Source organism: Candidatus Schekmanbacteria bacterium, from assembly GCA_003695725.1.
GTDB lineage: Bacteria > Schekmanbacteria > GWA2-38-11 > GWA2-38-11 > J061 > J061.
The window spans coordinates 1-11,963 of sequence record RFHX01000101.1 but is presented as its reverse complement, the minus strand read 5'-3'; the positions used below and the strand labels follow the sequence as shown (position 1 = coordinate 11,963).

The window sequence follows — 11,963 nt, the reverse complement described above, 5'->3', positions numbered from 1 at the left end:
TAATCCGTAAGGAATGCAATTCTTTTTACATAAATAAAAGATGGTATAAAGATGATAAGATGTTGGAATCGTTGATGAAGAAAGAAAAATTTGAATATGCTCAGTGTCCTGCATGCAAAAAGAAAAAAGATAATTTTCCGCAGGGTGTTGTGACTTTAAAAGGGGATTTTTTTAATGAGCATAAGGATGAAATAATGCGGCTTGTGGCTAATGAAGAAAAGAAGGCAATTGGTTTTAATCCACTGGAGAGAATAATAGAAATTAAATCAGATGGTAATGAAGCTCTTATTACGACAACAACGGAAAAGCTTGCCCAAAGAATAGGAAGGGCTGTAAAAAAAGCGTATAGCGGCACTGTGAAATATAATTGGTCGCTTGAAACAAAAATGGTTCATGTATGCTGGGAAAGATAATTTTCTTTGACAAAAAAATCGTTAGGAAGGAGAAGATATGTTTCATATAGCAACTGAAAAGGACATTACTGATGGCAAGATAACAGATGTCTATTTTGAAAGAACAGTAGAAATTCTGAAAAAGAAGGGAAAGGATGCCCATGTAGTTGCAGAGGTTGTATGCAGGGAGCTTCCTGACAATAGAGAATGGGCTGTTTTAGCGGGAATTGATGAATGTCTGAAGCTCTTGGAGAAAATAAATGTTAATGTAAGGGCGCTGCCTGAGGGAAGTATTTTTAGGGCAGGTGAGCCGGTCCTTGAAATCGAGGGAATGTATACTGATTTTTGCAAATATGAAACAGCAATACTCGGATTTTTATGTCAGGCGTCAGGAATAGCTACGAGGGCATCTTCATGTAAAATCGCAGCAGGCAAAAAAACTGTTTTGAGCTTTGGGGCTCGTAGAATGCATCCTGCAATTGCGCCGATGATTGAAAGAAGCGCATATATAGGCGGATGTGATGGAGTAGCTGTAATAAAGTCTGGTGAGGAATTGGGTATCAAAGCATCTGGAACAATGCCCCATTCCTTGATTATTCTGATGGGTGATACAGTGGAAGCGGCTAAAGCATTCGATGAAGTAATTGACCCTTCTGTTGAAAGAATAGTTCTTATCGATACATTCAACGATGAAAAGATTGAGGCAATGCGCGTGGCTGAGGCATTGGGGAAAAAGTTTTCTGCCGTCCGTCTCGATACGCCAAGGAGCAGAAGAGGAATCTTTAGAGAGATAGTTAGAGAAGTCAGATGGGAGCTTGACCATATTGAACATGGGAATGTAAAGATTTTTGTGAGCGGTGGAATTACAGACAAGATGATAGAAGAGCTGAGAGATATCGTTGATGGTTTTGGTGTTGGGACATTCATAAGCAATGCACCTGTAGTAGATTTTTCAATGGACATAGTAGAGGTCAATAATCAGCCATTTTCGAAAAGGGGAAAATTGTCGGGCAGAAAATCCGTACTTTATTGTCCTTCCTGTGGTGCAGTTGATGTAGTGGCAAAAAGAAGAGGTGAAATGAGATGCAGGTGTGGAGACATTATGGAGGAAAAGCTTTTGCCTGCAATAAAGGAAGGTAAGATAATCATAGAAGAAAGGGATGCTCAAAGCATTAGAAAAGAAGTTTTGGAGAAACTTAAAAAGTACGCCTCGTAACCATTAAAAGGGAGGGGGTAAAATGAAAGAAAAGACTATTGAAGAAAGACTAAAATATTTTGAAAAAGCCCTCGAGCTTCAGGAAAGGGAGACTGAAAAAATGCGTCTCGAGCTTTTGTCTGAGATAGATATGCTGAAGATCAAATTTATTGCTCTTAAAGAACTGCTGATGAAGAAAACCAAATTCGACGAAGACCAATACAGAAAAATTGAAGAAAAAATTTTGAGAGAAGTAAATCCAAATACATTGTAGTTGATTTTTAGCAATTTATTGTTAATACTCTGTCGTAAAAGGAAAAATTCTTTAAAAAAATAAAACGATAAATGGTTTTGTTCTATGGATAAATTCAAGAAAGACCCTTTCCCTTTTAGTGAAGAAGAAATAGGCGATATGCTCGATACCTTTCAGAACTTTATGCGTTATTCTCGCTATACTCAGGAGTATGAGTGGAAGCCGGCATTGGATATCTTCGAGGCAGAAGACAAGACAATAGTCCTAATTGAGGTTGCAGGTGTTTCGGAGAAAGATTTAGATGTTTCTTATAAAAACGGATATTTGAAAGTTTCGGGAATCAGAGAGAGTGAGGAATTAAAAAAAGCAACAAAGATTGGACACCTTGAAATTGAATATGGCAGATTTGAAAGAGTAATCAAGTTGAGTGATAGGGCTGATGTTGACAATATAAATGTTACTCTCAAAAATGGGATATTAAAAATTGTAGTACCAGTAAAGAATATCAAGAAAAAAATAGATATTGATATAGAGTAACACGAAATAGAAAAATTTATTGAATGAAAAGGTGAAATGATGAGTCAATTACCTGAAGATTCACATATGAATATAAAGTCAGAAGAGGAATATCTGAAAGTTGTCCCAGATGAATTGCCTGTTTTGCCTTTGAAAGATGTTGTAGTCTTTCCCGGCACGGTAATGCCGCTCGTAGTTGTCGGAGACTCTTCAATCAAACTTATCGACGATGCCCTCGTAGGCAGTAAATTGATTGCTCTTTTTTTAGACAGAAGTCAGGAAGAAGAGCCATCAAAGCATCAGTTAGCAGAAGTAGGGACAGTGTGCCACATAATAAAAATGCTGAGACTTCCTGACGGAAGCGTGAGAATACTCGTGCAGGGAATGGGAAGATGCAGTATTAGGAATATCAATCAGGTTGAACCTTACATAAAAGCCAAAATCGAGATTATAAAAACCGAATATCAAGAAGAAAAGGATATAGAAGCGCTGAAGGTTAATCTCATCAATAAATTCTCGAAATTGATTTCTAAAATTCCATATCTTCCTGATGAGCTTCAAATAATGGTGATGAATATAACTGATCCGGCAAAGGTTTCTGACCTCATTGCTTCAAGTTTGAATATCCCGATTGAAGAAAAACAGACAGTGCTTGAAACTCTCGATGTAAAAAAGCGGCTTGTTACTGTAAGCAATATAGTTGATAAAAATCTCGAGATAATCGAGTTGGGTTCAAAAATTCAAGAGGAAGTCAAAGCTGAGATAGATAAAGGACAAAGAGAATACATACTTCGTCAGCAATTGAAAGCGATTCAGAAAGAGCTTGGTGAAAAGGATGAGAAAACAGCTGAAATAGAAGAGCTTGAAAAGAAGATTATGGAATGCGGAATGCCTGAAGCCGCAATGAAGGAGGCAAAGAGAGAGCTTGACAGATTGAAGATAATTCCTATCGAATCGGCTGAACATACTGTTGTGCGCACATATCTCGATTGGCTCGTAAGTATGCCTTGGAACAAATCTACGGAAGACAACCTTGATATCACTCGTGCAAGAAAAATTCTCGATGAGGATCACTATGGATTGAAAAAGGTCAAGGATAGAATACTCGAGTTCTTGGCTGTGAGAAAGCTGAAAAGCGATTCAAAAGGACCAATTCTTTGTTTTGTAGGTCCTCCGGGCACAGGTAAAACATCTTTGGGAAAATCTATTGCAAGGGCGATGGGTCGAAAGTTTGTGAGAATGTCCCTTGGCGGAGTGCGTGATGAAGCAGAAATGCGAGGACATCGAAGGACTTATATCGGTGCGTTGCCGGGAAGAATAATCCAGAATATAAAAAATGCTGGCACAAAGAATCCTGTATTTATGCTCGATGAGATTGATAAACTCGGTTCCGATTTTAGAGGAGACCCTTCTTCTGCACTGCTCGAGATACTCGACCCTGAACAGAACAACTCCTTCGTTGACCATTATCTCGATGTGCCATTTGACCTCTCGCAGGTAATGTTTATAACAACTGCCAATGTCCTTTATTCCATTCCTGCGCCTTTGCTTGATAGAATGGAGGTAATTGAGCTGCCGGGATATACTGAAGAAGAAAAAATAAAGATTGCAAAAAAGTATCTTATACCGAGACAGAAGGAAGAAAATGGCTTGAAGCCGAAGGATATAAAATTTTCTGATTCTGCTGTTAGGAAGATAATCAACGGATATACGCGCGAAGCAGGATTGAGGAATCTTGAAAGAGAGATTGGTTCTGTATGCAGAAAGGCCGCAATGGCAATTACGGAAGGAGCAAAGACACCTATTACGGTAACAGCGGAAAACATTTCCGATTATCTTGGGCCCGAAAAATATTTCTCTGAGATTGCCGACAGAATAAATCAGCCGGGAGTTGCTGTGGGACTTGCATGGACTCCGGTGGGAGGTGAAATTCTTTTCGTTGAATCGACTATAATGAAAGGAAAGAAGGGTCTCACACTAACAGGATCTTTAGGGGATGTGATGAAGGAGTCGGCTATTGCCGCTCTCAGTTTTATTCGTTCAAAATCAGATAAACTTGGCGTGAAAAACGATATTTTTGACAACAGTGATATTCATATCCATGTCCCTGCAGGAGCAATTCCAAAGGATGGTCCATCGGCAGGTATAACGATAGCTACATCTCTTTATTCGCTGTTGACAGGAAGAAGAGTCAGGTCTGATATTGCAATGACAGGTGAGATAACCCTTCGAGGAAAAGTCCTTCCAATAGGCGGTGTTAAGGATAAAGTGCTTGCCGCCCATAGGGCAGGAATAAAGACGGTGATTCTGCCAGAAAAGAATGAGAAAGACCTTGTAGATGTGCCGGCTGATGTGAAAAAGAAGATGAAGTTTATTTTTGTAAAGGACATCGAGGAAGTTTTTGCGGCGGCTTTCAATAGTAGAAGAAATAACAATTCTAAAAAGAGAAAAGATAGTTAATTTTTCATTTTTAAAAAGACTTTTGCTCTTTCTATTATGGCTTTTGCAGGTGCTTCATAATCCTCATCCTTTATGTTTATCCAAATGATTTCCTTTTGCTTCTTGAACCATGTCATTTGTCTTTTAGCATATGCTTTAGTTGCTTTCTTAATGAGTTTTACTGCTTCATCGAAGGAAACCTCTCCCTTCAAATGTGAAATCATCTCTCTGTAACCAATAGCCCTGAATGCATTTATTTCTTTACCTTTGTATTTTTTGTAAATGGACTTTGCTTCATCATACAGCCCTTTCTCAATCATTTTATCTACGCGGGCTTCTATCCGTTTTCTAAGCTCATTTCTGTCTCTTTTCAAACAAAAATATAGGTAGTCATATCGCTCATCTGAAAAAGAATGTTTCGTGTGAATTTTTGAAATTGGCATGCCTGTAATGTAGTATACTTCGAGCGCCCTTTTAATCCGTTGTTTGTCAGAAGGAGAAAGTTTCTCTGCTGTGGCTGGGTCCACTTCTTTTAATTCATTATATAGAATTTCCAAATCTTTGTTTAGGTAGCTTTGATGAATTTCTTTCTTTAATTCCTTGTCCGCAGGGAGTCCTGCCGCCAATCCCTTAGTAAGTGCTTTTATGTATAATCCTGTGCCGCCGCAAATGATTGGTATCTTTTTTTTACTGCTGATTTTATTGATTATTCTGTCTGCATCATTTGCAAAGTCGCCGGCCGAATAGATTTCGTCAGGATTCATTATATCTATGAGATGATGCTTTGCTTCTTTAATTTCATCTTTGTCGGGTTTTGCTGTGCCTATGTTTAAAAAACGGTAAACCTGCATCGAATCAGCGGAAATTATTTCACCATCCAATTCTTTTGCAACTTCAATCGCCACAGAAGTTTTACCGCATGCAGTAGGACCACTGATTATGATTATCTTCTTTTTTCCTTTCTTCATAACTTTAGAAATAGACTAAAGAAATTCCTTCTTATGATATTTTAAACATTAGTCAGATTGCAACAAATCAGCTGAGTCGCTCATTCCTTTTTGCTTCAATGACCATGATTATGAAAAAGATAAATCCCATTGCGCACATAGGATAGAAAAGGAATTTGATTCCGAGAAAATTCGTAAAAGCTCCTGTTACGATAGGCCCTACAATACTTCCAAAACCGAAAGCAAAGGAAAATGTCGAGTTAGCCGCTCCCATTTGTTCAGCAGGAACAAGGTCAGCAATCAGGGAAAGGGCTATGGGATATATTCCTCCTGCAACAAATCCTACTCCGAATATCAATCCAAGAATTGCATAATAGTTAGGGGATAAATTGAATGAGAATGTTAGAAATGCAAGAATTCCTGCCAAGATATAAAGGGTTTTTCTTTTTCCAATTCGGTCAGCAATTTGTCCTGCCGGGACAGGTGAAATCATACCTCCTATGGCAAAAAACATAAAAATTGTTCCTAATGCGGCACCGTGAATATCTATTGAATCAAGATAAAGTGAAAGGAAAACACCAATGCTTACTTCAATGAAGGCGTATGAGCATGCCGCAAAGATAGGTGTCTTCAAAATTTTGACAAGCTCAAAGATTTTGAACCGTTTTTCTTTCTTTTCGATTTTTGCCTCAGAAAAGAAAAACATTATTGCAAGTATCGAGGCAAGAAACATAGAGGTGCAAAAAAAGAATGGAAGCTCTCGCCAATAATCAAAGAGTGCGGCACCAATGACAGGGCCAAGGCCAAATCCAAGTCCAAAGACGAGCGTATAGTAAGCCATATTTTTCGAGCGGTTTTCAGGCGAGGATAGAATATTTATAGCGGCTTCTGTTGCAACAAAGAGGCATGCATTACCTATCCCCTGAATTCCTCGAATCAAGTAGAAAAGCGCTGTCGTGTGAATCAAAGGGAAGAAAAGCGCAGGTATACCATATAAGATTAGTCCTGATATAATGATTGCACGGCTTCCAAGTTTATCTACCAATCTTCCAACATAGAGTGTTGCTGCGGTAAATGTGAAGAAGAATGTAGAGCCGATTTGTCCGATTGTCATAAGATTGATTCCCGCATCTTTGAGGACAAGCGGGATGAGAGGAGTGATGAAGCTCATACCAAAGCCGGTGAGAGTGACGGCAAAGAGTATAGGAAGTAGCCCTTTATCTAATTTCATTTTGAGGAAGGTGTTTTCTTAACTCCCAAAGTATATGGGAAAGTTCGGGAATTATCAGTTTTTCAAGCGCAAGGGAAACAGCGCCGCGTGAACCGGGAATAGAGATTATGACTTTTCCATTTTTTATGCCTGCTGTTGCGCGAGACATTATTGCCGCTGAGCCAATGTCTTTATAGCTCAAATATCGAAAAATTTCACCAAAACCGCTGAGCCTTTTATCAAAGATTCCTTCTATTGCCTCAAAGGTAGAATCTCTCAATGATATTCCAGTGCCTCCATTGAGGATTATGGCATCTATTTCATTTTGAGATGTTTTTTCAAGAACAGTATTTTTTATCAACTGCGGTTCATCGGGTAAAATAATTTTGGATAAAACACTATGTCCTGCCTTTGTCAATTCATCGACTATTAATTTACCGCTTGTATCGGTTTCGTCGGTGCGGCTGTCACTTACAGTTATGACAAAACAGTTTGCCTTTATTTTTGCTTTTTCCTTGTGTTCCTTATGCCCCATATTTTTATCCTCTTTGGCATCCTTAAAATTTTTCAGAAATTTAATCTATTAGAAATATTATTTCCAGAAAAAATAGGTATGGCCGATTGAAATCTTTTTTTGAGAGATTCAAAAACATAGAGTTCTTACATTTTCAAGGGGAAAAAAGATTTGGAAAAGATTTTTTATGCCATCAGAGATGCAGAGAATAGATGAATCAGTTTAGAAAGATTGTTTAAGGGCAATTTTTCTATGATAAAAAGCGAAATTCGAAGCCAATGTTTCTCTTTTTTTTTCGGATAGGGTTCAGTAATTATAATTTCGTTTATTGGAAAAAAGGGATATTTTAAAATCTTTAATTGATATAGCCCAAAGCACGAAGCTGATTCTCCGTTTCTTTGTCGATTTTTACTTGTTTCCGATTAAAAGTAGTTTTACTTGAATGGTCTATGATAGAAAACATTTTAGTTCTCAATTCATTGGCTGTATCGATATTATCTTTCTTTACATCTACATATTCCCGGCGATCTTCCTTCAGATTAAACAAAAGATCATATCTGAATCCTGGATTGTCTGTGGTTTTATTCTGTTTGTAATATATCTATTTGTAGTCACCTTTTCGTATTGCCCATATTTGAATCAGCCCTTTTGAAATCTCGAGTTGATGAAACAAATATTCTCTTTCATTTTCTATTTTTTTAGTGATTAATGGGAGAAAGCTTTTTCCCTCGAAATGTTTATCGCATTTTATGTTTAATATATCGAGAATAGTAGGAAGAAGGTCTATGGTACAAACATGATATTCTATAACTTGGTTTTCATTTATAATTTTTGGCTATCCCAATGAGATGAAAGCCAATTCTGAATAGATGCTCCAAAAAACAAACATTTCAGGGCATCTCTTGTTTACAATAGTCAGGTTTTTGCAAGATTTCCAAAATAAAAAAAACAATGCCAATGGCACGATAGATAAAAAGGTAAATCCTGAAATATTTGCAGATAGCAAAATTATACATTCAAGAAGGAGTTCCGAAATGCTGGTTTTGAAAAAAGAAATATATCTGAAAATTTCAAATAGAGAAAAAAGGATTGCCCACGAGAACAAGAGTAAGAAATATTTTTTTGAAAAAGATAATCTATCCATCCAAAACCTAAAGGTAAAATGTCAATTTTCAAAATTTCTGTTTTCAAGCAATCCCTAAATATTGAATAATACTTTCAATAGATAAAAGGGTCAACAACAAAGCACTGAAGTGTAAAGGCAAAGTCGAAGTGTCTCTTTGTTTTGGAGAATAAATGGAATTTCTAATATGAGTGGGAACGGTCAATTATTTTTTTGTTATTTTTTCTGAAATAGAATATATAAGTTTTTAGGTGATTTTTTAGTATTCCCATTTGGCATAAGCCAATGGTGCTCGATTCAGTTCGTCTCTCAATATTCTCCAATTTGGCAAAAATTGATCCATTAATTCGATAAATCGCCTTTTATGATGCCTTTCTTTTAGATGTACCATTTCATGAACAACTATATATTCTTGACAGCTAATTGGTTTTTTTGCCAATTCCAGATTCAGCCAAATACGACGCGCTTCAGTATTGCAGCTTCCCCAGCGGGTTTTCATTTTTCTGATTCGTACTTCTTTAACAGAAACACCTATCCGTTTTTCCCATTTCTGAAGCAGAGTATGAATTCTTTCTTGTAAACGCCGTCGATACCAACGCTCCAAAATCTGTTCAAGAATATCTCTATTCGTCTTTGTTGGAACAATGATTTCCAATATTTGTTTGTTCTTCAGACGCACCACGGGTCTTTTTCGATCTTTATCTACAACCACATTCAAACGATACCTATGTCCTTCAACATAATGACTTTCACCTGAAACCATTTCACGTTGAGATTCCCGAACTTGTTCCTGAAAACTTTTTTGTTTGCGGCGAATCCAGCCCACACGGGATATGACCGCCAAACGAATGGCTTCCTTATCCAGATGGAGTGGGGCTGATACTCTTACACGCCCATCAGGAGGATAAACTCCCAAGTGAAGATTTTTAATATCCTTTCGAATAATCTCCACAGGAATCCCACTGATTGTTATGTGATATTTTTCAATAATCACGTTGATTCTTCACGATTTCAAACAGTCTATCTACCATCTCGGGGTTGTCTTTAATCACCGCGCTAATGGCATTACGAACTTCTCGTTCTTTGAAGCGGTTTCCCCGCCAATCATCTTTTTTGACATTCCGAATATTTTGATCGATCCGCAATGCCAATTCTGCTCTGGGGTCCGGCGAACCGGAACTGCTGTATGTTTCCGGTTCATGAAAATGGGAGTGATCCATAGCATAATATTCTTCAATGTTATCATACAAAGTTCTTAAAGTTGGGGTATTTATTTCCGCTGGATAATGTACGCTTGTCTCTGGTTTTTTGATTTTTTTGGTGAGTTCAATGATTCTTCTCAAATATTCTTTGTAATTTATTGCCTGCCGACGCCGTTCTTCGATTAACTCATCCAATAATTTCGACATTTTTTCATAATAACGAGGATTTATAGGCATTTCATCGATGATAAGGCGGCGGACATTATTTTCAATGGTTTCTGTTGCTGCTTTTTGATTTTTTCGGATGCTTTCAGGAAGCGAATCAATTGCTTTTTCCCCTTGCTGAATGATGAGGTCTACCAGCGTCATATCTTCGAGTGATGCAATTTTTTCAGTTTCATCAGCCTGAATGTAATTATCCAGCAGATAGCGCATCCCCGGTTCGAACATCTTCATATCAACATAATCACTGCTTGCGATCTTGATGGTTTTACGAAGATGTTCGTAAAAAGTAACTTCCTGCTTAATCTGTTGTATCTCCTTCTCTGTGTATCCTGCTTCGTGCATTTCGTTGGCAAGATTTGCATAGGCACGCAACAGCGAAGCTACGGTTTTGTAAAGCGTCAACCGTTTGGGTTCGTTCTCTTTCAATTGTTCGCCCTTGCCGCTGTCTTTGGCACAAAAATAGCGGATGTAAGCCACTTCATCCTTTGGGGGTTCCACAGGCTCGCAAAGCGCTTTCAACATTTCCCGAAGCTCTTCCAACCGTTCCCGACCAGCTTGTAGTCTGTCTTTTAGCAATCCATCTACATCTTCCCTGTCATAACCTTCAAAAGCTCCGCCGGTGTAGTCCTTGATGGATTTCTCCAATGATTTAAACAAATCCCTATAATCTATGATATATCCATATTCTTTGTCCTCGGTATGCAAACGATTCACCCGGCAAATTGCCTGAAAGAGCCCATGATCCTGCATCTTCTTGTCGATGTATAAGTAGGTTGCCGGTGGCGCGTCAAATCCGGTGAGCAGCTTATCCACTACGATGAGCAGTTTCATCTGTCCCGGCTGCTCAATAAATCTTTTTTTGACTTCTTTTTCAAACTGCTCGGCCTTATACATAGCTTTGTCTTCCGGTTCTTCGAAATATTCCGCCAGCATTTTGCGGTAGATTTCATATTGCAGCAAACGCTCGTTTAGACCTTCGCCGCTTTCCTCGCCCTTGATGTCCGCCGGTGAAGGTCTGTAAGAGGTAACGATAGCACATTTTCCCTTCAAATCAGTTTTCTGAAACATCTCGTAAATCCGACAGGCGGAATAGATGCTGCTGGTCACCAGCATGGCGTTACCCCGACCGCTGCGCAGCCGGTCGCGCGTTTCCATATCCAGCAGAATATCGTGCACAATCTTGCTAAGCCGGTCCTCGGCGCTGAGCACTTTTTGCATGGTGCCCCAGCGTTGTTTGAGCTGGGCTTTGGCGAGATCTGACAGCCCGCGCGTTTTGACCTCAAACCATTCATCCACCTTTTCCGGTGCAGAGATGTGCTGGTCAATGTCCCGCGCTTCGTAGCGCAAATCCAGCACGACTCCATCTTGCACCGCTTCGTCGTACTTATATGTATGGATATAGCTGCCAAATACTTCGATACTGGTTTTTTTGTCCTTTTTGAGAAGCGGCGTGCCTGTAAAACCGATGAACATAGCTTCAGGCAGAAAAGTTTTCATTGCCTGATGGAGTTTGCCTGATTGTGTGCGGTGGCATTCATCAACAAACACGTAAATATCTCCCTTGGCTTTAAAATCCTTGGGCAGATTTTTATTGATATCGTCAATGAATTCTTCAATATCCTTTTCACTCAGGTCGTCTCCTGCACCAAACTTGTGGATGAGTGAACAGACCAGCCATTCCTCTTTGCTATTGAGTACCCGCACCAAATCGGCACCGCTTTTGGTGCGATAGATGTCCTCATCCACTCCCTTGAATACCTTTTCGATTTGCTCGTCCAGCTCTGTGCGGTCGGTAATGATCAGCACGCGGGAATCTGTGACATTTTCGCGAATCCATTTCGCCAGCCAGACCATAGTAAGCGATTTGCCGCTGCCCTGCGTATGCCAGATGATGCCGCCCTCCCGTTTGCGCACGCGCTCCTGCGCCGCCTTGACGCCGAAGTACTG

12 protein-coding genes are annotated in these 11,963 nt (G+C 39.1%); 6 read left to right on the top strand and 6 right to left on the bottom strand.

All coding sequences use genetic code 11. The features are described 5' to 3' along the window. The first annotated feature begins 59 nt into the window (after window positions 1-59). The 5 genes from D6734_04160 (at window position 60) to lon (ending at window position 4,816) form a co-directional block, all read left to right on the top strand. Window positions 60-413, top strand: coding sequence for a hypothetical protein (locus tag D6734_04160; GenBank protein RMF96201.1), 354 nt, complete (start codon window positions 60-62; stop codon window positions 411-413). Window positions 414-450: 37 nt separating this feature from the next. Then, complete coding sequence (locus tag D6734_04155) at window positions 451-1,608, top strand: nicotinate phosphoribosyltransferase (GenBank protein ID RMF96200.1); 1,158 nt, start codon at window positions 451-453, stop codon at window positions 1,606-1,608. 22 nt (window positions 1,609-1,630) lie between these two features. Further along, the gene (locus tag D6734_04150; protein ID RMF96199.1) at window positions 1,631-1,861 is read left to right on the top strand and encodes a hypothetical protein; all 231 of its coding nucleotides are present in this window, start codon (window positions 1,631-1,633) and stop codon (window positions 1,859-1,861) included. Window positions 1,862-1,945: 84 nt separating this feature from the next. Then, window positions 1,946-2,377 carry an Hsp20/alpha crystallin family protein gene (locus D6734_04145; protein RMF96198.1) on the top strand — a complete coding sequence of 144 codons (432 nt, stop codon included), beginning with the start codon at window positions 1,946-1,948 and terminating at the stop codon, window positions 2,375-2,377. A gap of 66 nt (window positions 2,378-2,443) precedes the next feature. Continuing rightward, window positions 2,444-4,816: an endopeptidase La gene (gene lon, locus D6734_04140; protein ID RMF96202.1), complete on the top strand. Its 2,373-nt coding sequence runs from the start codon at window positions 2,444-2,446 to the stop codon at window positions 4,814-4,816. Here the strand turns inward: lon and miaA are convergent. The 4 genes from miaA to D6734_04120 form a co-directional block, all read right to left on the bottom strand. Continuing rightward, entirely contained in the window at window positions 4,813-5,763 is a 951-nt protein-coding gene (gene miaA / locus D6734_04135; protein ID RMF96197.1) for a tRNA (adenosine(37)-N6)-dimethylallyltransferase MiaA, read from the bottom strand. The two genes, lon and miaA, sit on opposite strands and share 4 nt — an antisense overlap. Window positions 5,764-5,830: 67 nt before the next feature. Continuing rightward, window positions 5,831-6,973, bottom strand: coding sequence for an MFS transporter (locus tag D6734_04130; protein ID RMF96196.1), 1,143 nt, complete (start codon window positions 6,971-6,973; stop codon window positions 5,831-5,833). Beyond that, window positions 6,960-7,487, bottom strand: coding sequence for a MogA/MoaB family molybdenum cofactor biosynthesis protein (locus tag D6734_04125; GenBank protein ID RMF96195.1), 528 nt, complete (start codon window positions 7,485-7,487; stop codon window positions 6,960-6,962). Before D6734_04125 ends, D6734_04130 begins: the two co-directional genes overlap by 14 nt. Window positions 7,488-7,821: 334 nt before the next feature. Next, complete coding sequence (locus D6734_04120) at window positions 7,822-8,013, bottom strand: hypothetical protein (protein ID RMF96194.1); 192 nt, start codon at window positions 8,011-8,013, stop codon at window positions 7,822-7,824. 322 nt (window positions 8,014-8,335) lie between these two features. On the opposite strand from D6734_04120, the gene D6734_04115 reads away from it, so the two are divergent. Continuing rightward, complete coding sequence (locus tag D6734_04115) at window positions 8,336-8,668, top strand: hypothetical protein (protein RMF96193.1); 333 nt, start codon at window positions 8,336-8,338, stop codon at window positions 8,666-8,668. A gap of 180 nt (window positions 8,669-8,848) precedes the next feature. Here D6734_04115 and D6734_04110 read toward each other — a convergent pair whose 3' ends face one another. Together D6734_04110 and D6734_04105 are read right to left on the bottom strand one after the other, a co-directional pair. Further along, window positions 8,849-9,583 (bottom strand): M48 family peptidase, encoded by a 735-nt coding sequence (locus tag D6734_04110; protein RMF96192.1) that lies wholly within the window; start codon window positions 9,581-9,583, stop codon window positions 8,849-8,851. Then, a partial coding sequence (locus D6734_04105; protein ID RMF96191.1) for an HsdR family type I site-specific deoxyribonuclease occupies window positions 9,573-11,963 on the bottom strand: 2,391 nt, incomplete at its 5' end. The genes D6734_04110 and D6734_04105, both read right to left, overlap by 11 nt.

What these genes read in the sequence shown, in the direction of transcription:
- D6734_04160 (RMF96201.1), top strand. Translation starts at nt 60, where the DNA reads ATGTTGGAATCGTTGATGAAGAAAGAAAAATTTGAATATGCTCAGTGT.
- D6734_04155 (RMF96200.1), top strand. Translation starts at nt 451, where the DNA reads ATGTTTCATATAGCAACTGAAAAGGACATTACTGATGGCAAGATAACA.
- D6734_04150 (RMF96199.1), top strand. Translation starts at nt 1,631, where the DNA reads ATGAAAGAAAAGACTATTGAAGAAAGACTAAAATATTTTGAAAAAGCC.
- D6734_04145 (RMF96198.1), top strand. Translation starts at nt 1,946, where the DNA reads ATGGATAAATTCAAGAAAGACCCTTTCCCTTTTAGTGAAGAAGAAATA.
- lon (RMF96202.1), top strand. Translation starts at nt 2,444, where the DNA reads ATGAATATAAAGTCAGAAGAGGAATATCTGAAAGTTGTCCCAGATGAA.
- miaA (RMF96197.1), bottom strand. Translation starts at nt 5,763, where the DNA reads ATGAAGAAAGGAAAAAAGAAGATAATCATAATCAGTGGTCCTACTGCA.
- D6734_04130 (RMF96196.1), bottom strand. Translation starts at nt 6,973, where the DNA reads ATGAAATTAGATAAAGGGCTACTTCCTATACTCTTTGCCGTCACTCTC.
- D6734_04125 (RMF96195.1), bottom strand. Translation starts at nt 7,487, where the DNA reads ATGGGGCATAAGGAACACAAGGAAAAAGCAAAAATAAAGGCAAACTGT.
- D6734_04115 (RMF96193.1), top strand. Translation starts at nt 8,336, where the DNA reads ATGCTCCAAAAAACAAACATTTCAGGGCATCTCTTGTTTACAATAGTC.